This is a genomic window from Geobacillus sp. YF-1, assembly GCF_052692335.1.
Map to the genome: position 1 here is coordinate 31,275 of NZ_CP199850.1, position 22,161 is coordinate 53,435.

Annotated in this window: 20 protein-coding genes, 2 tRNA genes and 2 rRNA genes; 23 read left to right on the forward strand and 1 reads right to left on the reverse strand. The window is 52.2% G+C overall.

All coding sequences use genetic code 11. The annotated features are described in order from the left end of the window. Window positions 1-42 precede the first annotated feature (42 nt). The 12 genes from ACTVIM_RS00140 (at window position 43) to rsmI (ending at window position 10,511) form a co-directional block, all read left to right on the forward strand. Window positions 43-116: transfer RNA gene (locus tag ACTVIM_RS00140), tRNA-Ile, on the forward strand. A gap of 10 nt (window positions 117-126) precedes the next feature. Continuing rightward, window positions 127-202 (forward strand) — tRNA-Ala (locus ACTVIM_RS00145). A gap of 227 nt (window positions 203-429) precedes the next feature. After that, window positions 430-3,358 (forward strand): 23S ribosomal RNA (locus ACTVIM_RS00150). Between the two features lie 222 nt (window positions 3,359-3,580). Further along, a 5S ribosomal RNA gene (rrf, locus tag ACTVIM_RS00155) occupies window positions 3,581-3,697 on the forward strand. 161 nt (window positions 3,698-3,858) lie between these two features. After that, window positions 3,859-4,065 (forward strand): sigma factor G inhibitor Gin, encoded by a 207-nt coding sequence (locus tag ACTVIM_RS00160; RefSeq protein WP_033017933.1) that lies wholly within the window; start codon window positions 3,859-3,861, stop codon window positions 4,063-4,065. 297 nt (window positions 4,066-4,362) lie between these two features. Continuing rightward, complete coding sequence (locus tag ACTVIM_RS00165) at window positions 4,363-5,805, forward strand: aminotransferase class I/II-fold pyridoxal phosphate-dependent enzyme (protein WP_445613317.1); 1,443 nt, start codon at window positions 4,363-4,365, stop codon at window positions 5,803-5,805. A 16-nt stretch (window positions 5,806-5,821) separates the two neighbouring features. After that, entirely contained in the window at window positions 5,822-6,451 is a 630-nt protein-coding gene (tmk, locus tag ACTVIM_RS00170) for a dTMP kinase (RefSeq protein ID WP_033017936.1), read from the forward strand. Between the two features lie 80 nt (window positions 6,452-6,531). Then, complete coding sequence (gene holB, locus ACTVIM_RS00175; protein WP_033017938.1) at window positions 6,532-7,524, forward strand: DNA polymerase III subunit delta'; 993 nt, start codon at window positions 6,532-6,534, stop codon at window positions 7,522-7,524. 14 nt (window positions 7,525-7,538) lie between these two features. After that, window positions 7,539-8,366: a PSP1 domain-containing protein gene (locus ACTVIM_RS00180; protein ID WP_033842745.1), complete on the forward strand. Its 828-nt coding sequence runs from the start codon at window positions 7,539-7,541 to the stop codon at window positions 8,364-8,366. A 61-nt stretch (window positions 8,367-8,427) separates the two neighbouring features. Further along, window positions 8,428-8,745 (forward strand): DNA replication initiation control protein YabA, encoded by a 318-nt coding sequence (yabA, locus tag ACTVIM_RS00185; protein ID WP_445614278.1) that lies wholly within the window; start codon window positions 8,428-8,430, stop codon window positions 8,743-8,745. A gap of 56 nt (window positions 8,746-8,801) precedes the next feature. After that, a complete protein-coding gene (locus ACTVIM_RS00190) occupies window positions 8,802-9,551 on the forward strand; it encodes a tRNA1(Val) (adenine(37)-N6)-methyltransferase (RefSeq protein ID WP_445613318.1) in 750 nt (249 codons plus the stop codon). A gap of 54 nt (window positions 9,552-9,605) precedes the next feature. Next, window positions 9,606-10,511 carry a 16S rRNA (cytidine(1402)-2'-O)-methyltransferase gene (gene rsmI / locus ACTVIM_RS00195; RefSeq protein ID WP_445613319.1) on the forward strand — a complete coding sequence of 302 codons (906 nt, stop codon included), beginning with the start codon at window positions 9,606-9,608 and terminating at the stop codon, window positions 10,509-10,511. 19 nt (window positions 10,512-10,530) lie between these two features. On the opposite strand, the gene ACTVIM_RS00200 is transcribed toward rsmI, so the two are convergent. Further along, the gene (locus ACTVIM_RS00200; RefSeq protein ID WP_033017948.1) at window positions 10,531-10,827 is read right to left on the reverse strand and encodes an AbrB/MazE/SpoVT family DNA-binding domain-containing protein; all 297 of its coding nucleotides are present in this window, start codon (window positions 10,825-10,827) and stop codon (window positions 10,531-10,533) included. Between the two features lie 499 nt (window positions 10,828-11,326). Between ACTVIM_RS00200 and metG the strand changes: the two genes are divergently transcribed. The 11 genes from metG (at window position 11,327) to ACTVIM_RS00255 (ending at window position 22,121) form a co-directional block, all read left to right on the forward strand. Further along, entirely contained in the window at window positions 11,327-13,279 is a 1,953-nt protein-coding gene (metG, locus tag ACTVIM_RS00205; protein ID WP_445613320.1) for a methionine--tRNA ligase, read from the forward strand. 127 nt (window positions 13,280-13,406) lie between these two features. Then, window positions 13,407-14,177, forward strand: coding sequence for a TatD family hydrolase (locus ACTVIM_RS00210; protein ID WP_445613321.1), 771 nt, complete (start codon window positions 13,407-13,409; stop codon window positions 14,175-14,177). A gap of 202 nt (window positions 14,178-14,379) precedes the next feature. Further along, on the forward strand, window positions 14,380-15,591 hold the full coding sequence (locus ACTVIM_RS00215) for a G5 and 3D domain-containing protein (RefSeq protein WP_033022411.1): 1,212 nt from the start codon (window positions 14,380-14,382) through the stop codon (window positions 15,589-15,591). A gap of 493 nt (window positions 15,592-16,084) precedes the next feature. Continuing rightward, window positions 16,085-16,648 (forward strand): ribonuclease M5, encoded by a 564-nt coding sequence (gene rnmV, locus ACTVIM_RS00220; protein WP_033022423.1) that lies wholly within the window; start codon window positions 16,085-16,087, stop codon window positions 16,646-16,648. Then, window positions 16,641-17,519, forward strand: coding sequence for a 16S rRNA (adenine(1518)-N(6)/adenine(1519)-N(6))-dimethyltransferase RsmA (gene rsmA, locus ACTVIM_RS00225; RefSeq protein WP_445613322.1), 879 nt, complete (start codon window positions 16,641-16,643; stop codon window positions 17,517-17,519). The genes rnmV and rsmA overlap by 8 nt, the downstream gene beginning before the upstream one ends. Before the next feature lie 290 nt (window positions 17,520-17,809). After that, window positions 17,810-18,709 carry a sporulation peptidase YabG gene (yabG, locus tag ACTVIM_RS00230; RefSeq protein ID WP_033022408.1) on the forward strand — a complete coding sequence of 300 codons (900 nt, stop codon included), beginning with the start codon at window positions 17,810-17,812 and terminating at the stop codon, window positions 18,707-18,709. 181 nt (window positions 18,710-18,890) lie between these two features. Continuing rightward, on the forward strand, window positions 18,891-19,148 hold the full coding sequence (gene veg / locus ACTVIM_RS00235) for a biofilm formation stimulator Veg (RefSeq protein ID WP_011229553.1): 258 nt from the start codon (window positions 18,891-18,893) through the stop codon (window positions 19,146-19,148). 434 nt (window positions 19,149-19,582) lie between these two features. Then, a complete protein-coding gene (locus ACTVIM_RS00240; RefSeq protein WP_165570950.1) occupies window positions 19,583-19,762 on the forward strand; it encodes a small, acid-soluble spore protein, alpha/beta type in 180 nt (59 codons plus the stop codon). A gap of 196 nt (window positions 19,763-19,958) precedes the next feature. Further along, a complete protein-coding gene (ispE, locus tag ACTVIM_RS00245) occupies window positions 19,959-20,831 on the forward strand; it encodes a 4-(cytidine 5'-diphospho)-2-C-methyl-D-erythritol kinase (protein WP_033022404.1) in 873 nt (290 codons plus the stop codon). A 55-nt stretch (window positions 20,832-20,886) separates the two neighbouring features. Next, window positions 20,887-21,708, forward strand: coding sequence for a pur operon repressor (gene purR, locus ACTVIM_RS00250; protein WP_445613323.1), 822 nt, complete (start codon window positions 20,887-20,889; stop codon window positions 21,706-21,708). 38 nt (window positions 21,709-21,746) lie between these two features. Beyond that, window positions 21,747-22,121 carry a RidA family protein gene (locus tag ACTVIM_RS00255; RefSeq protein ID WP_033022396.1) on the forward strand — a complete coding sequence of 125 codons (375 nt, stop codon included), beginning with the start codon at window positions 21,747-21,749 and terminating at the stop codon, window positions 22,119-22,121. Window positions 22,122-22,161: the final 40 nt, after the last annotated feature.

Genomic DNA, 22,161 nt, shown 5'->3' on the forward strand with positions numbered 1-22,161 from the left:
TTTTGAGGGAGCATGATTCCTCGACACAACGATATTGGTTATGGGCCTATAGCTCAGCTGGTCAGAGCGCACGCCTGATAAGCGTGAGGTCGGTGGTTCAAGTCCACTTAGGCCCATCTCGATGAAGGGGCCTTAGCTCAGCTGGGAGAGCGCCTGCTTTGCACGCAGGAGGTCATCGGTTCGATCCCGATAGGCTCCACCATTTCCATCGTTCCTTGAAAACTAGATAACCGGAAAAGCTGAGGCGCCGAAATTTCGCCTAAAGGCCGCCCGCGTCCTGCGGGCAACGGCGAAATATCGCCATCCTAGCGATCTCGAAGCCAAATGTTCTTCACCCGCAGGGATGCTTGCATCCCAAGGGGGAGGTTATTTGGCAGAAGAGAGCTAGGCGCCGAAGCTAGACAATAAGGAAGAAGCCGAGACGCTGTAGGTTAAGCTAGAAAGGGCGCACGGTGGATGCCTTGGCACTAGGAGCCGATGAAGGACGGGGCAAACGCCGAAACGCTCCGGGGAGCTGTAAGCAAGCGTGGATCCGGAGATGTCCGAATGGGGGAACCCACTGTCCGTAATGGGGCAGTATCCATGCCTGAATCCATAGGGCATGGAGGGCACACCCGGGGAACTGAAACATCTTAGTACCCGGAGGAGAAGAAAGCAAACGCGATTCCCTGAGTAGCGGCGAGCGAAACGGGAACAGCCCAAACCAAGAGGCGAGTCCTCTTGGGGTTGTAGGACCGCTCACTATGGGAGTGAGAAAGGAACGGGGTAGACGAACCGGTCTGGAACGGCCGGCCAGAGAAGGTGAGAGCCCTGTAGTCGAAACTTCGTTCCCTCCCGAGCGGCTCCTGAGTACGGCGGGACACGGGAAATCCCGTCGGAAGCAGGGAGGACCATCTCCCAAGGCTAAATACTCCCTAGTGACCGATAGCGAACCAGTACCGTGAGGGAAAGGTGAAAAGCACCCCGGAAGGGGAGTGAAAGAGAACCTGAAACCGTGTGCCTACAAGTAGTCAGAGCCCGTTCATGGGTGATGGCGTGCCTTTTGTAGAATGAACCGGCGAGTGACGATGGCGTGCGAGGTTAAGTCGAAGAGGCGGAGCCGCAGCGAAAGCGAGTCTGAACAGGGCGTGAAGTACGTCGTCGTCGACCCGAAACCAGGTGATCTACCCATGTCCAGGGTGAAGGCCGGGTAACACCGGCTGGAGGCCCGAACCCACGCACGTTGAAAAGTGCGGGGATGAGGTGTGGGTAGGGGTGAAATGCCAATCGAACTTGGAGATAGCTGGTTCTCCCCGAAATAGCTTTCGGGCTAGCCTCGGGTGTAAGAGTCTTGGAGGTAGAGCACTGATTGGGCTAGGGGCCCTCATCGGGTTACCGAACCCAGTCAAACTCCGAATGCCAACGACTTATGCCCGGGAGTCAGACTGCGAGTGATAAGATCCGTAGTCGAGAGGGAAACAGCCCAGATCGCCAGCTAAGGCCCCCAAGTGCACGTTCAGTGGAAAAGGATGTGGAGTTGCGAAGACAACCAGGATGTTGGCTTAGAAGCAGCCACCATTTAAAGAGTGCGTAATAGCTCACTGGTCGAGTGACTCTGCGCCGAAAATGTACCGGGGCTAAACGTGCCGCCGAAGCTGCGGGATGACCGTTGGTCATCGGTAGGGGAGCGTTCTAAGGGCAGAGAAGCCAGACCGGAAGGACTGGTGGAGCGCTTAGAAGTGAGAATGCCGGTATGAGTAGCGAAAACAGAGGTGAGAATCCTCTGCGCCGAAAGCCTAAGGGTTCCTGAGGAAGGTTCGTCCGCTCAGGGTTAGTCGGGACCTAAGCCGAGGCCGAAAGGCGTAGGTGATGGGCAACAGGTGGAGATTCCTGTACCACCTCCTTCCCGTTGGAGCGATGGGGGGACGCAGGAGGATAGGGCGAGCAGGCGGCTGGAAGAGCCTGTCCAAGCAGTGAGGCTGGCCAGTAGGCAAATCCGCTGGCCGCAAGGCCAAGCTGTGATGGCGACGGAGTGATCCGGAAGTCCCCGATTTCACACTGCCAAGAAAAGCCTCTAGCGAGGGAAGAGGTGCCCGTACCGCAAACCGACACAGGTAGGCGAGGAGAGAATCCTAAGGCGCGCGGGAGAACTCTCGTTAAGGAACTCGGCAAAATGACCCCGTAACTTCGGGAGAAGGGGTGCTCTTTCGGGTGAAGAGCCTGGAAGAGCCGCAGTGAAAAGGCCCAAGCGACTGTTTATCAAAAACACAGGTCTCTGCGAAGCCGAAAGGCGACGTATAGGGGCTGACACCTGCCCGGTGCTGGAAGGTTAAGGGGAGCGCTTAGCGGAAGCGAAGGTGCGAACCGAAGCCCCAGTAAACGGCGGCCGTAACTATAACGGTCCTAAGGTAGCGAAATTCCTTGTCGGGTAAGTTCCGACCCGCACGAAAGGTGTAACGACTTGGGCGCTGTCTCAACGAGAGACCCGGTGAAATTATACTACCTGTGAAGATGCAGGTTTCCCGCGACAGGACGGAAAGACCCCGTGGAGCTTTACTGCAGCCTGATATGGAATTTTGGTATCGCTTGTACAGGATAGGTGGGAGCCTAAGAAGCCGGAGCGCCAGCTTCGGTGGAGGCGACGGTGGGATACCACCCTGGCGGTATTGAAATTCTAACCCGCACCCCTGAGCGGGGTGGGAGACAGTGTCAGGTGGGCAGTTTGACTGGGGCGGTCGCCTCCCAAAAGGTAACGGAGGCGCCCAAAGGTTCCCTCAGAATGGTTGGAAATCATTCGGAGAGTGCAAAGGCACAAGGGAGCTTGACTGCGAGACGGACAGGTCGAGCAGGGACGAAAGTCGGGCTTAGTGATCCGGTGGTTCCGCATGGAAGGGCCATCGCTCAACGGATAAAAGCTACCCCGGGGATAACAGGCTGATCTCCCCCAAGAGTCCACATCGACGGGGAGGTTTGGCACCTCGATGTCGGCTCATCGCATCCTGGGGCTGTAGTCGGTCCCAAGGGTTGGGCTGTTCGCCCATTAAAGCGGTACGCGAGCTGGGTTCAGAACGTCGTGAGACAGTTCGGTCCCTATCCGTCGCGGGCGTAGGAAATTTGCGAGGAGCTGTCCTTAGTACGAGAGGACCGGGATGGACGCACCGCTGGTGTACCAGTTGTCCCGCCAGGGGCACCGCTGGGTAGCTATGTGCGGACGGGATAAGCGCTGAAAGCATCTAAGCGTGAAGCCCCCCTCAAGATGAGATTTCCCATCGCGTTAGGCGAGTAAGATCCCTCGAAGATGACGAGGTCGATAGGTCCGAGGTGGAAGCGTGGCGACACGTGGAGCTGACGGATACTAATCGATCGAGGGCTTAACCTAGAAAAGCGGAGGACCCCCGCCGATTGGCGAAACGCGCTGGATGGCCTGCGAGGAGGCTATGCCGCCACAGCAGGACCGAAGCGTCGTGAGCCGATGGCGGCCGGAGCTAGACAGTATGAAGCGCGGCTTCTTCCGACGGTTATCTAGTTTTGAAGGAATGAGTTCCTTCTTGACAGGAATTGATTTTCTGGTATAATGATTGATGAAAAACGGAATGGCTTGCCTAGTGGTGATAGCGGAGGGGAAACACCCGTTCCCATCCCGAACACGGAAGTTAAGCCCTCCAGCGCCGATGGTAGTTGGGGCCAGCGCCCCTGCAAGAGTAGGTCGCTGCTAGGCAATTGAAGGCAGCTCATTGCACACAATAAGCAATGAGCTGCTTTTGTTTTTACAGGAACGTGAGAAATCAAGGTAACGTATCTTTTCAACTACTATTTCCAACTGCTAGCAGTATAGAACGGTAGAAATGGGGGAAACATAGAGGATGGGAGGTGGAGAGTGTGAGAGCGTCGGCGGCAGGCGGAAATCAGCGTGAGGCGGTTTGCCTTGTATGTGAACAGGAAAAAAAGGAAGGCATTTTTCTTTTCGGCCATTTTCTTTGTCTAGATTGCAACAAGGCGATCGTACAGACGGATCCCGATGATCCGAATTATTCATTTTATGTGCAGCAGCTGCGAAAAATGTTCATATCGAAAATTTATTCATAACAAGGGCCTGTTTTGTGTATCAGGCCTATTTTTCTTGTATGGGCGTACTAGACTTGTTACTATTATTCTTAGTATTCACCCTCGTTCCTCTTTGGCGAGAACGGTTTCTTCTTGAGAGAACGGCTGCCTTGGTCGGTCATTTTCGGCTAGCATAGAGAACAAAACGTGGTCGCGAACGTTTTTTGAGAAAAGTACGGCCGCTCTTGTTTTCTTCTAAGAAGTGTCCCTGTTGATCAAAGCGGGGGACGGGAAAGATGATGCATTTCATGTTTTTAGATGAAAAGGAAGAGGTTGATGATGGATCAGTCACGAACGCCTTTATATGATGCCCTCATGCATCATTGGACACAGCGTCCGGTTTCCTTCCATGTGCCGGGCCATAAATATGGGACGGTGTTCTCAAAAAAAGCGAAGACTATGTTTCTGCCGTTATTAGCATTGGATGCCACGGAGATTGCTGGACTTGATGATTTGCATCATCCGGAGTCGGTCATTGCCGAGGCGCAGGCGTTAGCAGCTGAGCTGTATGGCGCCCGGGAGACGTTTTTTCTTGTGAACGGATCAACGGCAGGAAATTTGGCTATGATCGCCGCTGTATGTCGGGAAAAGGGACAGAAAGTGATTGTGCAACGCAACTGCCATAAGTCAATTATGCATGCGCTGCAACTGATGGGAGCGACTCCAGTTCTTCTTTCACCGGAAGTTGACACCCATGTGCGTGTCGCCTCCCACGTTCGCACCGATCTCATCAAAGAAGCGTTGGCGTTGCATAGCGATGCGGTTGCCATTGTGCTGACCAACCCGAATTACTATGGAATGGCCGTTGATTTGACAGAGATTGTCCGTTTGGCTCATGAACGGGGCATTCCTGTACTGGTGGATGAGGCTCATGGCGCCCACTTTGTCGCCGGTTGCCCGTTTCCTAAACCAGCGTTGGCATGCGGCGCTGATATCGTCGTACAATCGGCGCACAAAACGCTGCCCGCCATGACGATGGGGGCTTTTTTGCACGTGAACAGTGAACAGGTTGATATCGAGCGGTTGAAATATTTTTTGCAACTGTTTCAGTCAAGCAGCCCGTCCTATCCGATTATGGCGTCGCTTGACTTAGCGCGAAACTATGTGGCGGAACTTACGAAAGACGATGTGGCGGCGATCGTTGCTGAAGTGGAAGAATTGAAGGCTGTCATAGATGACATCGATGGAGTGGCCGTGGTGTCATCGCAGCAGTCTGGCGTGCAGACCGATTTGTTAAAGGTGACGGTGCAGACGCGCTGTCGGTTGACAGGGTATGAACTGCAGCAACAGCTCGAGCGTCAAGGAGTGTTTGCCGAGCTGGCTGATCCGTTCAATGTGTTGCTTGTTTGTCCGTTGGCGGCGACAGGGCGTCTTCGTGAAGCAGCAGAACGAATGAAGCGGGCATGGCGGCAATTGCCTACAGGCGAGGAGCCGACGTTTGGTTCGTTCATGTTGTCCGATTCGCCATTGTCAAGTGTCGTTTCGTACGAGAAATTGCGTCATGCACGGAAAAAGGCGGTGTCTTTAGAGGAAGCGGAAGGGCGTGTGGCGGCGGAAACGGTAATCCCATACCCTCCGGGGGTGCCGCTCGTTTGGATTGGGGAGCGGGTCGGTTCGATCCATATTGCGCAAATTCGTGAACTTCTCCGCCATCGAGCGCATTGGCAAGGAGGAAGCCAGCTCCGGGAAGGGAAGCTCGTTGTATACGAATGGGAAGGGTAGAAAGGAGGCGACGACGATGAACGGATGCTTTTTTTCGTTTGAAGGGCCGGAGGGGGCCGGGAAAACGACAATAATCAGCAAACTCGAACGGTTTTTGCGGGAGCAGGGCAGGGCCGTCTTAACAACGAGAGAGCCTGGAGGGGTCCGCATCGCTGAGGCGATTCGTTCGCTCATTTTAAACCGCGAGTACACGGAAATGGATGGGCGCACGGAGGCACTGTTGTATGCAGCAGCGAGAAGGCAGCACTTGCTGGAAAGGATTGTTCCGGCGCTTGAAGCCGGGTGCATCGTTCTTTGCGACCGGTTCGTTGACAGCTCTCTTGCTTACCAAGGATTTGCCCGCGGTCTTGGCATCGAAGAAGTATGGAAAATCAACGAGTTTGCCATTGACGGGCATATGCCGGACTTGACGATTTACTTTGATCTTGATCCGCGCATTGGACTCGAGCGAATTCGACACAATGCGAGAGAGGTCAATCGGCTTGATCTTGAGGCGTTGTCTTTCCATGATAAAGTAAGGGAAGGGTATCGGCGGTTGGTTGAGCGATTTGCCGATCGGATCGTTGTTATTGATGCGAGCCGCTCGCTTGATGATGTTTTCGCTGAAACGGCAGCAGTGGTGCTCGCTCGCCTGAAAGGAAGATGAAAGCGTGATTTCCATGAATCCGGTCGTGATGATGATGAGCGGACATGATAGAATAGAAAGTGAAAAAGGGGAAAAGAGTGATGACGATGCGGTGGGAACAGTTAGCGAAGCGGCAGCCGGTCGTGGCGAAAATGCTGCAAAGTGGGCTTGAAAAGGGACGGATTTCCCATGCCTATCTGTTTGAAGGGCGGCGAGGGACAGGAAAAAAAGCGGCGAGCCTCCTGCTGGCCAAAAGTTTGTTTTGCCTGTCCCCGTCTGGCGTCTTTCCATGTTTTCAATGCCGCAACTGCCGTCGCATCGATTCAGGCAATCATCCGGATGTGCGGGTGATCAGTCCGGATGGGGAAACGATCAAAAAAGAGCAAATTGAATGGCTGCAGCGAGAGTTTACAAAAACGGCGGTCGAGTCGGATAAAAAAATGTACATTGTGGAGCACGCTGAACAAATGACGACAAGCGCCGCCAACAGCCTGCTAAAGTTTTTGGAGGAACCGCATCCGGGAACGGTGGCGGTGTTGCTGACCGAACAATATCACCGCCTGCTGGAAACGGTGATTTCCCGTTGTCAAGTGTTTTCGTTTCGGCCGTTGCCGCCATCGGAACTCGCCGATCAGCTTGTCGGCGAGGGGGTGCCGTTGCCGTTGGCATTGCTTGCTGCCCATTTGACAAACAGCGATGACGAGGCGTTGGCGCTCAGCCAAGATCGTTGGTTTGCTGAGGCTCGAACAGTAGTGCTACAATTATACGAGATGCTCAGCAAACCGGAGCTACAGCTGCTGTTTTTTGTGAATGACCGCTGGATTCCGCATTTTTCCGAAAAACATCAGCTTGACTTGGGACTTCAGTTGCTTTTCTATCTGTATCGCGATTTGTTGCATATCCAGGCCGGACAGACGGACGGCTTGTTATACAGCGACCAACTTGAACGTTTGCAGCAATGGGCGCTCACTTGCCCGCAGCGTCGGATTTTGGACGGCATGGAAGCCATTTTGCAAGCGAAGGCGCGTTTCCATACAACGAATATGAGCACGGTGCTGCTTGTCGAGCAGCTCGCTCTTCAATTAAAGCGGTAAAGGAGGGAGAACGGTTGTATACAGTCGTCGGCGTCCGTTTTAAAAAAGCGGGGAAAATTTATTATTTTGATCCAGGCGATTTTGTCATTCCCGTCGGCGAATTTGTCATTGTTGAAACGGCTCGCGGGATTGAGTATGGCAAAGTCGTTATCGCCAATAAACAAGTCGATGAAAACGATATTGTGCTGCCGCTTAAAAAGGTGATTCGTGTCGCGAATGAAAAAGACAAATGGATCGTGGAAGAAAATAAAAAGGCGGCGCGGCAAGCGTATGATATTTGCTTGCGCAAAGTGGAAGAGCATGGGCTGGAAATGAAGCTTGTCGATGTGGAATACACGTTTGACCGCAATAAAGTGATTTTCTACTTCACAGCAGACGGACGGGTTGATTTTCGCGAGCTGGTGAAAGATTTGGCATCGATTTTCCGCACGCGCATCGAATTGCGGCAAATCGGGGTGCGCGATGAAGCGAAAATGCTCGGCGGCATCGGACCGTGCGGCCGCATGCTTTGCTGCTCGACATTTCTTGGCGATTTTGAGCCGGTGTCGATCAAAATGGCCAAAGACCAAAACTTGTCGCTCAATCCGACGAAAATTTCCGGATTGTGCGGACGGTTGATGTGTTGTTTGAAATACGAGAGCGAAGAGTATGAAACGGCGAAAGAACAGCTCCCGGATTTAGGGGAATACGTCGAGACACCGTACGGGTTTGGCAAAGTGGTCGGTTTGAACATTTTAGAGCGGGTGCTGCAAATCGAACTGCCGGAACACGGCCGGGTTGTTGAGTATACGCTGGATGAGTTGATGAAGAACGGAACGCTGTCCATTCGAGCGGCAGATTAAGTTGGGGTGGGGCTAGGTGGAAAAAGTAGATAAACAGGAAGTGTTTCAATCGGTAACGAACATGGAAGAGCAGCTCAGCCATTTTTACCGCGAGCTTGTGCAGTTGAAACAACGGGTTGCGGAGCTGTTGGAGGAAAACCATCATCTCCAGATCGAAAATGCCCATTTGCGCCGGCGCCTCGAAGAGCTGTCGGAGGCGTGGGAAGAGGGAAGGCGGAAAGGGGCGAAACATGGCAAAAAGTTGATCGACATTGGTGAAGGATATGACAATTTAGCCCGCCTTTACCAAGAGGGGTTCCACATTTGCCATGTCCATTATGGAAGTGTCCGCACAGATGGTGATTGTTTGTTTTGTTTGTCGTTTTTAAACAAAAAATAAAAGTAACGCCATCCTTTCCGCTTTGGAAAGGTTATTTTTTCAATGGAGGAAGATGTATGACGGTGGAACTGCGCGAAGATGAACGGCTCGATTATTTGTTCAATGAGGAGCTCCGCATCATTCAAAGTCCATCCGTATTTTCCTTCTCCCTTGATGCCGTCCTGCTCGCCCATTTTGTCTATATGCCGATTCAAAAGGGAGAGATTGTCGATTTATGTACCGGCAATGGGGTCATTCCGTTGTTGTTGAGCCGGAGAACAAAAGGGACGATCATCGGCATGGAAATCCAAGAACGGCTTTGCGACATGGCGAGGCGAAGCGTGCGGTACAACGGGCTGGAAGATCGCATTCGCATCATTCATGGCGACATTAAAGAGGCGCCGTCACGCATCGGTTACAGCCGATATGATGTCGTTACGTGCAATCCGCCGTATTTTCCGATGGTCGGCAAAGATGAGCTCAGCAAAAATGAACATATGGCCATTGCTCGCCACGAAATTTATTGTACATTGGAAGACGTCGTTCGTATCAGCAGCCAGTTGTTGAAGCAAGGTGGCAAGGCGGCATTCGTCCATCGACCGGGGCGTCTCCTTGATTTGGTGACGTTGATGCGCCAATACCGGCTGGAACCGAAGAGGCTTCGTTTTGTTTATCCAAAAGCCGGGAAAGAGGCCAACATGATTTTAATCGAAGGAACGAAAGATGCGAGTCCGGATGTAAAGGTGCTGCCACCGCTGGTCGTTTACGGCGAGGATAATGAATATACTGAGGAGATCAAGGGGATCTTATCCGGCATCATTCCGTAACCGGGCTCGATTGACAGGCGGTCTTTCATCACGATGGTAAAGGGGCGGAACAGAATGCTTTGGCGACAAACCAGTTTTGCCGAATCGCCAAAACGGGGAACGCTGTATGTCGTTCCGACGCCGATCGGCAATTTGGAAGATATGACGTTTCGTGCGGTACGAACGCTGCGGGAGGTGGATGTGATCGCTGCGGAGGACACGAGGCAGACGAAAAAGCTGCTCGCCCATTTCGACATTCATACGCCGCTTGTGAGCTATCATGAGCATAATAAGTACGCCAGCGGCCGGCAGCTTGTCGAATGGTTGAAAGAAGGAAAAACGGTCGCGTTGGTGAGCGATGCGGGCATGCCGGGTATTTCCGACCCGGGGTATGAGCTGATCGCGGCGGCGCTCGCCGAGCGCTGTTCCGTTGTTCCGCTTCCCGGGCCCAATGCAGCTTTGACCGCATTGGTCGCCTCCGGGCTGCCGACGGACCGCTTTTTGTTCGTCGGTTTTTTGGGGCGGACAAAAAAAGAGAAGCGAGAACAGCTGCAGTCGTTACAGGCGGCGACGGAGACGCTTATTTTTTATGAAGCCCCTCACCGCTTGAAGGAAACGCTCGCCCTGATGTACGAAGTGTTTGGCGAGCGGCGCATCGCCATTGGCCGTGAGCTGACGAAACGGTTTGAAGAGTTTATCCGCGGCGATTTGAGCGAGGCGGTTGCTTGGGTGGAGACGGCGGACATTCGCGGGGAATTTTGTTTGATCGTGGAGGGAGGAACGGGCGAAAAAGAGGAGGGCCAAGACGGGGAAGCGTGGTGGCAGCCGCTTTCGCTTGTCGAACATGTCGATTATTATATTCGCGAACATCGCCTCTCTCTCAAGGAAGCGGTCAAACAAGCGGCCGATGACCGAAATATGTCGAAACGTGACGTTTACCAAACCTATCACCAACAGCGAGAAAAAAAAGAGTTTCTCTGAAACCAGAGAAACTCTTACCTTATTCTTCTTTGCCAGCGGCCGTTTCCAATTGTTGTTGGATTTCTTGCAGCAAAATTTCTGCGCCTTCGCGGCTCAAAATGATTTTTCCGCCAGCCAGTTTAAAGTTGTCGTCCGACACTTCTCCTGTGACTACACACGTCATGTTTGGTTTGTATTTTTTCAAGATGATGCGGTCATCGTCAACGTAAATTTCCAAGGCGTCTTTTTCGTTAATATCCAAGGTGCGGCGCAGTTCAATCGGAATGACGACACGACCTAACTCATCCACTTTACGCACGATTCCTGTCGATTTCATCGTCTCGGTTCTCCTCTCCAAACAGAATAGTTTTGTCGTTTATTCGTCAATATTCGACAAGTTCCTACACCCTAATCATATCAGTGTTTCCATTAAGCGTCAATCCTTTAATATGTAAAATTTAAAAAAAATGTATTTTGTTATTTCAAAAAAGATTTGCTGATGGAGGAAAGCGCGTTTGCCGAGGCGGGTTGGCATCGGCCCTGATCGTGTCGACAACGAGAAAAGAAGATTGTCCGCGAATTTGGGCGTTGTCCATCTCGGAGCCGCCAAAAAGAGAACGAATGATGCTGGTTGCAAAAATCTTATCTTTCTATAATAAATTCGGGGGTGATGATAGAAAATAGGACGGTATTTTGGAGCGCTCGGGTATATTTTTTTCGTCAAGGAGAAATAGATGTTTTTGTAGCAATGAAAAAATTATGTAAAATAGAAGTAACGCCGCTCCCGTCGCCGGACGGGGGTTTTTGTGCTCAACAGTACGAGGGAGGGCCTGTTGATGGAGAAAAAGACGTTTTACTTGACAACGCCGATTTATTACCCAAGCGATCGCTTGCATATCGGGCATGCGTATACGACGGTGGCGGGGGACGCGATGGCGCGCTATAAGCGGATGCGCGGGTACGATGTCATGTATTTGACCGGCACCGATGAGCACGGGCAAAAAATTCAGCGCAAGGCGGAGGAAAAAGGAGTGACGCCGCAGCAATACGTTGATGAAATCGTCGCCGGCATTCAGGAGCTATGGAAAAAGCTTGATATTTCCTATGACGATTTCATCCGGACAACGCAGGAGCGGCATAAAAAAGTAGTGGAAGCCATTTTTGCCCGTCTTGTCGAACAAGGCGATATTTATTTGGGCGAGTATGAAGGCTGGTACTGTACGCCGTGCGAATCGTTTTACACCGAACGGCAGCTTGTCGACGGCAACTGCCCGGACTGCGGCCGTCCGGTTGAAAAAGTGAAAGAGCAGTCGTACTTTTTCCGGATGAGCAAATACGTCGACCGCTTGCTTCAATATTACGAGGAAAATCCGGATTTCATCCAGCCAGAGTCGCGGAAAAACGAGATGATCAACAACTTTATTAAGCCGGGGCTTGAAGATTTGGCTGTGTCGCGGACAACGTTTGACTGGGGCATTCAAGTGCCCGGCGATCCGAAACATGTGATTTACGTCTGGATCGATGCGCTCGCCAACTACATCACCGCGCTTGGCTATGGTACGGACGATGACGAGAAGTTCCGCAAATATTGGCCGGCCGATGTTCATTTGGTCGGCAAAGAGATCGTTCGTTTCCATACGATTTATTGGCCGATTATGCTGATGGCGCTCGGCTTGCCGCTGCCGAAAAAAGTGTTCGGCCATGGCTGGCTGCTCATGAAAGACGGAAAAATGTCGAAATCGAAAGGCAATGTCGTTGACCCGGTGACGCTCATTGACCGGTATGGGCTCGATGCGCTCCGCTATTATTTGCTGCGGGAAGTGCCGTTCGGTTCGGACGGTGTATTCACCCCGGAAGGGTTCGTTGAGCGCATCAACTACGATTTGGCCAATGACCTAGGCAATTTATTGCATCGCACTGTCGCGATGATTGAAAAATATTTCGCCGGGATCATTCCGCCGTACCGCGGGCCGAAGACGCCGTTTGACGAAGAGCTGACGCAAACGGCGCGTGAGGTGGTTCGACAATATGAAGAGGCGATGGAGCGGATGGAGTTTTCCGTTGCCCTTGCCTCGGTTTGGCAGCTGATTGGTCGCACGAACAAATACATTGATGAGACGCAACCATGGGCATTGGCCAAAGATGAAAGCAAACGGGAAGAGCTCGCCTCCGTCATGACTCACCTCGCGGAGTCGCTCCGCCATACGGCTGTTTTGTTGCAGCCGTTTTTGACGCGCACGCCGGAGCGTCTGTTTGCTCAGCTTGGCATCCATGACCGTTCATTGAAAGAATGGGACAGCTTGTACGATTTCGGCCTCATCCCGGAAGGAACGAAGGTGCAAAAAGGTGAGCCGCTCTTCCCGCGCTTGGACATTGAGGCGGAAGTCGAGTACATTAAGGCGCATATGCAAGGCGGCAAACCGGCCGGTGAACCGGCCAAAGCGGAAACGCCAACCGCTGGGACCGCTGAAATTTCCATCGATGAGTTTGCCAAAGTCGACTTGCGCGTGGCCGAAGTCGTGCGCGCCGAACGGATGAAAAACGCTGACAAGCTGCTGAAGCTCGAGCTGGATCTTGGCGGCGAGAGACGGCAAGTGATCTCCGGCATCGCGGAATTTTACAAGCCAGAAGAACTCGTCGGCAAAAAGGTCATTTGTGTCGCTAATTTAAAACCGGCCAAACTGCGCGGCGAATGGTCGGAAGGAATGATTTTGGCCGGCGGCAGCGGCGCGGAGTTTTCCTTGGCGACGGTTGACCGCCATGTTCCAAACGGAACGAAAATAAAGTGATGGCTGGGGGGTGTCGCGCCTGACACCTCCTTGTCGTTATTTTGTAATGGAAATGTTAACGAATTGTGACGTATGTAACCAATTTCTATGCTACACTTAACATCAAAGTGGAAAAGAGGGTCATCGTATGCTTTTTGACACGCATGCCCATTTGAATGCGGTCCAGTACAAGGAAGATGTCGAACAAGTCATTGAACGCGCCCGCGCTGAAGGGGTTTCCCATATCGTCGTCGTTGGGTTTGACCGGCCGACGATTGCCCGAGCGATCGAGCTGGCTGAACAGTATTCGTTTATTTACGCGGCGGTCGGCTGGCACCCGGTGGATGCGATCGATATGACGGATGACGATTTGCACATGATTGAACAGCTGGCTGCCCATCCGAAAGTGGTGGCGCTCGGCGAGATGGGGCTCGATTACCATTGGGATCGCTCGCCGAAAGACGTGCAGAAGGATGTGTTTCGCCGGCAAATTCGTCTGGCCAAAAGAGTGAAATTGCCGATCATCATCCATAACCGCGAAGCGACAGCGGATATTTTAGATATTTTGCAGGAGGAAAACGCCGCCGAAGTCGGCGGGATCATGCACTGTTTCAGCGGCAGCGTTGAAGTGGCGAAGCGGTGCTTGGACATGAATTTTCTCATTTCCCTTGGCGGACCGGTCACGTTTAAAAACGCGAAAAAACCGAAGGAAGTGGCAAAGGAAATCCCGCTCAGCCATTTGCTGATCGAGACCGATTGCCCATATTTAACGCCTCACCCTTTCCGCGGCAAACGGAATGAGCCGAGCTATGTCAAATACGTCGCCGAAGCCATCGCCGAAATCAAAGGTGTTTCCTTTGACGAAGTAGCAGAAACAACGGCGGAAAATGCCAAAAAATTGTTCGCCATAGACCGATAAAATAAGGCGTCGAATGTTGGGGAGGCTTGTCAAAAAAGAAGGAAAAAGGAATCCGTTCTACATATTCAGCCAAGATGGAACAACGGCGTGTCGACAAGTCTTCCTTCCTTTTTCACTGAATTTTCTGCATAATAGAGTATGCTCGCGCGTACATGTTAAAGGGAGAGGGGAATTTCAGGAGGAAAAGGAGGCGTTTCGTCTGATGTTGCCGAACGGGAGGAAATGGCTGGACTTATGGAGGAAAAACGTGACGGTCACAGCGGGAGGATTTCTCGCCATCTCCGCGACAACAGGAGTGGCCAGCTATGAGATGGCCAAAGATGATGTGACACTGACCGCCAATGGGGAAAAGCAGGAGATTCGCACGCATGCGCAAACGGTGAAGGAGCTGCTTGCTGAGCAGCACATTGAACCGCGCAAGGAGGATTACGTTTATCCATCGCTCGATACACCGATCACTGACGATTTGCACATTATTTGGGAAGCGAGCAAAGAAGTAACGTTGGCGGTCAATGGGGAAAAGAAAACGATTTGGACGACGGCCGATACGGTCGCGGAGCTGCTCCGTTTGCAGCACGTGACGGTCGGTCCGCATGACAAAATTACGCCGTCGCTCTCAGCCAAAATTAAAAAAGGCATGAAGATCGGCGTTGAAAAAGCGTTCCCCGTCCGCATCGATGTCGGCGGCAAACAGCAGCAGGCATGGACCACTTCGACTACGGTCGCTGACTTTTTGAAGCAGCAAGGAATTCAGCTAGGGCAACTCGATCGCATCGAACCCTCCTTGCAGGAAACGGTCAGAGAGCCAATGACCATTCGCATTGTTCGGGTCAAAAAAGTCACCGATGTAGTGGAAGAGCCGATTGATTTTGCCGTGGTGACGAAGCGGGACGATTCGCTGCCAAAAGGAGAGCGGCGCGTCATTGCACCTGGGGAAAAAGGAAAAGTGCAAAAAACGTACGAGGTAACGTTGGAAAATGGAAAGGAAACGGCGCGCCGGCTGGTTGCTGCCAGAACGGTAAAAGAAAGCAAGGCGCGCATCATCGCCATCGGCACGAAAGCCATGCCCCCACGGTGGACGTTATCCGACCGGCCATCCTCGCGCGGCGCGGATGATACCGCTGCGAAGGAGTTTTACGTCACCGCCACCGCCTATACCGCCTATTGCGAAGGATGTTCAGGCATCACAAGCACAGGCGTCAACCTGCGACAAAATCCTTCCGCCAAAGTGATTGCTGTCGACCCGTCCATCATCCCCCTCGGGTCGAAAGTATATGTGGAAGGATACGGATACGCCATTGCCGCTGACACCGGTTCTGGCATCCGTGGATACAAAATCGATGTGTTTTTCCCGGATCGGTCGGATGCGTTTCGTTGGGGCAGAAAACGCGTGAAAATACGGGTATTGCCATAAGACAGGCTGGGGCACAGCGGAGGGGTTTTTCCCCTCTGCTTTTTTTCGTTATAATGGCATTGTGCCAAGACGCCGCGCGCCTTGCTGCTTCTAATGAATTAGACGGTTGATGTGGAAAAAAGTTTCGATGGAATTGAAAAAATAAACATCAAGGAAGAACAAGCAACGGCGCATTCTATTGCTTATTTTACCGGAAAGGAGGCCGTGCAGAAATAGGAAAAAGCTCTTATTCCAAGGTTTTTCACCAACGATCGATCTGGGCATCCACAAGGACACATCATCCGCCCTTACGCCGAATCTAGAAGGCCGGTGAGTTAGTGCTAAACGCACTGATTCCATTTGTTTCTCAATTAGAGAAACCTTGCAGAATCAGTTTTCTTTTCTAAATGAACATACCGCCGATTCGTGTGTGACAGCGGTTTTTTCGCCGCCCTTCTAGAAGGCTGGTGAGTTGTGGTGATGAACCTTATTCCGTCGTTTCTGCCATGATATGATGAAAGTGAAAGAAGTGATTGTCGTAGAAGGAAAAGATGATACGGCGGCCATTCGGCGCGCCGTTGACGCCGATACGATTGAAACCAATGGGGCGGCCATCGGTGCGGACGTGATTGAGCGGATCAGGCTGGCGAAAGAACGCCGCGGCGTGATTATTTTTACCGATCCCGATTTCCCGGGCGAAAAAATTCGCCGCACGATTGCCGAGCAGGTGCCGGGGTGCAAGCACGCGTTTTTGCCGCGCGAGGCGGCGAAAGCGAAAAACGGGAAAGGGATAGGGGTGGAACACGCGTCCCCTGACGACATCCGGCGGGCGCTGGCCAACGTGTATGAGGAAGCAGCGGATTGGAAAGAAGAAATTACGTTCACTGAACTGGTCGAAGCGGGATTGGTCGGCGGCAATATGGCGCGCCGGCGCCGGCAGCGTCTTGGGGAGGAGCTGAAAATCGGCTATGCGAACGGTCGGCAGTTTCATAAGCGGCTCCGAGTGTTCCGCATTTCCCGGGCCGCTTTCTATGACGCGTTGGCACAAGTCATACAGGAGGAGGCAGGCGATGCATAAAGATATTGCCACACCGGGGCGAACAAAAGCGATTTTGGAGCGGTATGGCGTTTCGCTGAAAAAGAGTCTCGGGCAAAACTTCTTGATTGACGCAAACATTTTGCGGAAGATTGTCGATGCGGCCGGCGTTTCCAGCGACACGGGCGCCATTGAAATCGGGCCGGGCATCGGGGCGCTCACCGAACAGTTGGCGCGGCGGGCGAAAAAAGTGATTGCCTTTGAAATTGATGGCCGCTTATTGCCGATTTTGGCCGACACGTTATCCCCTTATCAAAATGTGCGCATCATTCATCAAGATGTGCTGAAAGCGGATTTGCACGCGGTGATCGCGGAACAATTGGCCGATGTCAGCGATCGAATGGTCGTCGCCAACTTGCCGTATTATGTGACGACGCCGATTCTCATGAAGTTGCTCAGCGAACGGCTGCCGATCCGCGGCATGGTTTTGATGATGCAAAAGGAAGTCGCTGACCGGCTTGCCGCCAAGCCGGGAACGAAAGATTACGGTTCGCTGACGATTGCCGTGCAGTATTACACCGAGGCGGAAGTTGTGATGACGGTGCCGCGCACGGTTTTTATGCCGCAGCCGAACGTCGATTCCGCCGTCATCCGCCTGACGAAGCGGTCTGCCCCTCCTGTTGACGTCTCCGACGAAGAGACGTTTTTTCAAGTGGTGCGGGCCAGCTTCGCCCAACGCCGCAAAACGTTGTTCAACAATTTAGTGAACAATTTGCCGGGTGGGAAAGAGAAAAAAGGGCTCATTGAACAGGCGCTTGTCGCTGCGGGCATTGACCCGCGCCGCCGGGGTGAAACGCTCGACATGGCGGAGTTCGCCTCATTGAGCAACGAACTGGCGCCCCTTTTTGCCTAAAAGGCTGGTGAAAAACCGCTGTTTGCCTTGATCGATGATGGAACGCGCGAACATAGAGGTTGAGGCAACAAGTTTTTTTACTTGAGAAACGATTCGGAGAAGCGGTTGCGCGATTCAATCATCAGCCTTCTAAAAGCAGTTCGTTCCCGATTTGGGCCCGCCCGTCGTTTTGCCCTTCCCTTCGTTAGGTGCCGTTAGGCTGGCGCCCGATAGAAGTGCGCGGCTATCACCTATTGTCCGTCCTTGCATATCGTATGGATGACAACGATCATGCATTGGAGTGAGCGGGGATGGACGTCATTCAAATCGGCGATATTGTTGCGCGCAAGTCTTATCAATGCGATGTATTGTTTCGGGTCATCGACATTAAAGAAAAAAACGGCGAACGAGAAGCGATTTTGTATGGCGAAGATGTCCGCCTTGTTGCTGACGCGCCGTGCAGCGATCTCGTTGTGATCGACGAGCGGGAGCAGCAAGAACGCAAAAAACGGGAACGGGAATGGATTGAACAGTCTTACCGTTTGTTTCGCCAAGACTATCAAGCGATGAAGCAAAAAGTGGAGTATCGGGCAACGGGTGGATACCGGGTGGAGAAAGATTTTTTTCAAATTCCAGGGCGCGTTCTCCATTTGGACGGTGACCCGTTATATTTGCGCAAATGTTTAGATTTATACGAGCGGATTGGGGTGCCGGTGCATGGCGTTTACTGCGAGGAGAGCGAAATGCCGGAGGCGGTGGGCCATCTGATTGAGCAGTTTCGCCCGGATATTTTGGTCATCACCGGCCATGATTCATATTCGAAAACAAAAGGAGGCGTAAACGATTTAAAAGCCTACCGCCACTCTCGCCATTTTGTGCAAACCGTCAAAGAAGCGCGCAAAAAAATTCCCCACTTGGACCAGCTGATTATTTTTGCCGGAGCCTGCCAGTCCCACTTTGAGTCGCTCATCCGGGCTGGTGCCAATTTCGCCAGTTCGCCGGCAAGGGTGAACATTCACGCCCTTGATCCGGTCTATATTGTTTCACGGCTTAGTTTGACTCCGTTTACAGAGACCGTCGATGTATGGGATGTGCTTCGCAACACGTTGACCGGGGAGAAGGGGCTGGGAGGTGTTGAAACGAAAGGCGTTCTTCGCACTGGCATGCCGTTTCGCCTTATTGCGAATCGCGAGGAAAACCGCCACGGTTGATGGGCGGTTTTTTCTATCTTTTGTCGCATTTTTTTACAAAAAAGTTCCATGAGGTACATAAAAAGAAGGATATTGTAGAAAAATATGCATTGACAGAAACAAAAATACACTGATATAATCATTATTTTTTGACTTTCAGGACCAATTTTGTTATAATTGCAACCAGTGAGGTGGATGACGAATGCCAAAAACTTTATCCGATATTAAAAAAACGCTGGATTCTAATATCGGGAAACGGTTGACGCTGCGGGCCAACGGCGGACGCAGAAAAATGATTGAGCGTTGCGGCATTTTGGCGGAAACATACCCATCGGTATTTGTCATTGAACTGGATCAAAAAGAAAACTCGTTTGAACGGGTCTCGTTTAGTTACGCTGATGTATTGACAGAGACAGTCAAGTTGACGTTTTGGGATGACGAGCAAGCAGGGGGGCAGTAGACAACATTTGTTTGCTGCTTTTTGTTTTGCCGCGGAAAAAGCGCGGTTCGGCCTAGAAGGCTGCGTTCGATCGGGGAGAAATCACAACGAATGAAATGATGACGTTGCCACGTTTTTCGGTTTGGGAAACACTGTCGAAGAGCAGTATTTCCCCTTACATCACCGCCCTCTTAGAAGGCGGGGGAAAAACCATTCGCTTCATTGACACGAAATCACAACGAACGAATGGACGACGCTGCCACGTTGACACTGTTGAAGCGCAGCAGGTCCCCCTGCCATTGCCAGACATAAAGCGACCCTCTTCTTTTCATACTAAAACTGCCGCAGAAAGCCGTCTTTTTCTCAGCCGTAGGAAATCAGCCGGCGAGTTCGCCTGAGGATTGCGAAACATTTCGTGCCATTGCGCCACTGAACGGAGAAAGGGGTTGCTGACATTGGGTCGACGCCGTGGAGTGATGTCGCAACGCTTAAAGGAAGAGCTGGCGAAAGAGCTAGGCTTTTATGATGTCGTGCAGCGCGAAGGATGGGGCGCCATCCGTGCGAAAGACGCAGGAAACATGGTGAAATTGGCAATTGAACGGGCGGAACGTCAGCTGGCTGGAAAAACGGAATAGCATCGGCGGCGTGCTGCGGCGGGGGTGTCCCCAATCAAAGGGGCGCCCTTTTTTTGCATACATAAATTATGATTTGGCGGCGTCGTCAAGACGTGGTAATATGGTAAAATGGATTGACGGAAAAAGTCGGGGCGGGCGCGGCTCGCAGAGGGTTGACGTCCATTGGTGAATGCGCGTGGAAGTAGGTGAAGATGGAGTGGGATTGTCGATCAAGGCGCCGGCGAAAATCAATTTATCGCTTGATGTTCTATATAAACGGCCGGACGGCTATCATGAAGTGAAAATGGTGATGACGACGATCGATTTGGCCGATCGCATCGAGCTCATTCCGCTGCCCGGGGAAGATGTCATTCGCATCGTTTCCCAAAACCGTTTTGTGCCGGATGATTGCCGCAACTTGGCGTATCAGGCGGCTAAACTTCTGAAGGAGACGTTTTCGATTCGCGAAGGCGTGGCCATTTCGATTACAAAACATATTCCGGTCGCGGCTGGTTTAGCTGGGGGGAGCAGCGACGCTGCCGCGACGTTGCGCGGGCTGAATAAGCTTTGGAGGCTCGGGCTGACGACGCGCGAACTGGCGGAGCTTGGGGCAACCATCGGCTCGGATGTCGCTTTTTGTGTTTACGGTGGAACAGCTGTGGCGACAGGACGCGGGGAAATCATCACCCCGATTCCGTCTCCGCCGCCGTGCTGGGTCGTATTGGCCAAGCCTCCGATCGGCGTGTCAACGGCGGAAGTGTATCGAAACCTAGAGCTTGAGCATGTCGTTCATCCGGATGTCGACGCGATGGTGGAGGCGATTAAGCGGCAAGATTACGCGGCGATTTGCCGATCGGTCGGCAATGTCCTTGAAGAAGTGACATTGAAAAAATATCCGGAAGTCGCGCATATTAAGGAGCAAATGAAGCGCTTTGGCGCCGATGCCGTGTTGATGAGCGGAAGCGGGCCAACGGTGTTCGGCCTGATTGAACACGATTCCAGAATGCAGCGTGTATACAACGCGTTGCGCGGTTTTTGCGATCAAGTATTTGCCGTAAGACTGCTCGGTGAACGGCATTCCCTTGATTAAAAACGTACATTTTTGTTAAAATGTATTTATAATATTCGGTTTCGGGAGGTCGGCTATGAAGCTAAGGCGAAGCGGCCGTTTAGTGGATATGACGCATTATCTTCTTGAACGGCCCCATCAGCTCATTCCGCTGACGTTTTTTGCGGAGCGATACGAATCGGCCAAATCATCGATCAGTGAAGATTTAACGATCATTAAACAGACGTTCGAGCAGCAGGGAGTTGGAACGGTCCGGACGCTGCCCGGCGCAGCTGGCGGGGTACAGTATATTCCGAAAATGGCCGCCGAGGAAGCGGACGAGGTGGTTGCCTATTTATGCGGGCAGTTGTCGCGCCCAGATCGGCTCCTCCCAGGGGGATACTTGTATATGACAGACATTCTCGGCGACCCAAGGATTATGAATAAAATCGGCCGCCTTTATGCATCGATTTTCGCCGACCGTCCGGTAGATGTCGTCATGACGATCGCCACCAACGGCATTCCGTTCGCCTACGCCGTCGCCCATTTTTTGTACGTGCCTGTTGTCATCGTCCGCCATGATAATAAAGCAACGGAAGGGCCGATGGTGAGCATCAACTATGTATCCGGTTCGTCCAAACGCATCCAAACGATGGTTTTGTCGAAGCGGAGCTTGGCGGAGGGGGCGAACGTGCTCATCATCGACGACTTTATGAAGGCCGGAGGCACCATCAACGGCATGGTCAGCTTGCTGCAGGAGTTTCGCGGAAATGTGTCCGGCATCGGTGTGCTCGTCGAATCGGAAGAGGCAAAGGAGCGGTTGGTGGACGAGTACATTTCGCTCGTCAAATTGTCCGAGGTGGATGTGAAGGAAAAGCGCATCGCCGTCAAAGAAGGCAACTACAAATCCTTTGTTTGATCCATCTTATCATCCAAAACAGGAAAGGGGAACAAACGATGAAAAAAGTCGAAACGACAAAAGCGCCACAAGCGATTGGCCCTTATTCGCAAGGCATCATCGTCAACAATGTGTTTTACAGCTCGGGGCAAATCCCGCTTACCCCGGAAGGTGAAATGGTAAAAGGCGATATTCAAGCGCAGACGCATCAAGTGTTTCAAAACTTGAAAGCCGTTCTCGAGGCAGCGGGCGCGTCGCTCGATACCGTTGTCAAGACAACCGTATTTTTGAAAAGCATGGACGATTTTGCGGCCATGAACGAAGTTTACAGCCAATACTTCCCGAATCACAAACCGGCGCGTTCGTGCGTGGAAGTCGCTCGTCTGCCGAAAGACGCCCTTGTTGAAATTGAAGTCGTCGCCCTTGTTCGCTAACGAAATGGTCACCACTTTTTCCCTGTGAAAATTTTATAAA

Bases quoted from the DNA above. Each gene is read 5' to 3' on its own strand.
- ACTVIM_RS00200 (WP_033017948.1), bottom strand. From the start codon at position 10,827: ATGAAATCGACAGGAATCGTGCGTAAAGTGGATGAGTTAGGTCGTGTC.
- metG (WP_445613320.1), top strand. From the start codon at position 11,327: ATGGAGAAAAAGACGTTTTACTTGACAACGCCGATTTATTACCCAAGC.
- ACTVIM_RS00165 (WP_445613317.1), top strand. From the start codon at position 4,363: ATGGATCAGTCACGAACGCCTTTATATGATGCCCTCATGCATCATTGG.
- ACTVIM_RS00210 (WP_445613321.1), top strand. From the start codon at position 13,407: ATGCTTTTTGACACGCATGCCCATTTGAATGCGGTCCAGTACAAGGAA.
- holB (WP_033017938.1), top strand. From the start codon at position 6,532: ATGACGATGCGGTGGGAACAGTTAGCGAAGCGGCAGCCGGTCGTGGCG.
- ACTVIM_RS00215 (WP_033022411.1), top strand. From the start codon at position 14,380: ATGTTGCCGAACGGGAGGAAATGGCTGGACTTATGGAGGAAAAACGTG.
- rsmA (WP_445613322.1), top strand. From the start codon at position 16,641: ATGCATAAAGATATTGCCACACCGGGGCGAACAAAAGCGATTTTGGAG.
- ACTVIM_RS00255 (WP_033022396.1), top strand. From the start codon at position 21,747: ATGAAAAAAGTCGAAACGACAAAAGCGCCACAAGCGATTGGCCCTTAT.
- tmk (WP_033017936.1), top strand. From the start codon at position 5,822: ATGAACGGATGCTTTTTTTCGTTTGAAGGGCCGGAGGGGGCCGGGAAA.
- rnmV (WP_033022423.1), top strand. From the start codon at position 16,085: ATGAAAGTGAAAGAAGTGATTGTCGTAGAAGGAAAAGATGATACGGCG.
- yabA (WP_445614278.1), top strand. From the start codon at position 8,428: ATGGAAGAGCAGCTCAGCCATTTTTACCGCGAGCTTGTGCAGTTGAAA.
- ACTVIM_RS00190 (WP_445613318.1), top strand. From the start codon at position 8,802: ATGACGGTGGAACTGCGCGAAGATGAACGGCTCGATTATTTGTTCAAT.
- yabG (WP_033022408.1), top strand. From the start codon at position 17,810: ATGGACGTCATTCAAATCGGCGATATTGTTGCGCGCAAGTCTTATCAA.
- purR (WP_445613323.1), top strand. From the start codon at position 20,887: ATGAAGCTAAGGCGAAGCGGCCGTTTAGTGGATATGACGCATTATCTT.
- rsmI (WP_445613319.1), top strand. From the start codon at position 9,606: ATGCTTTGGCGACAAACCAGTTTTGCCGAATCGCCAAAACGGGGAACG.
- veg (WP_011229553.1), top strand. From the start codon at position 18,891: ATGCCAAAAACTTTATCCGATATTAAAAAAACGCTGGATTCTAATATC.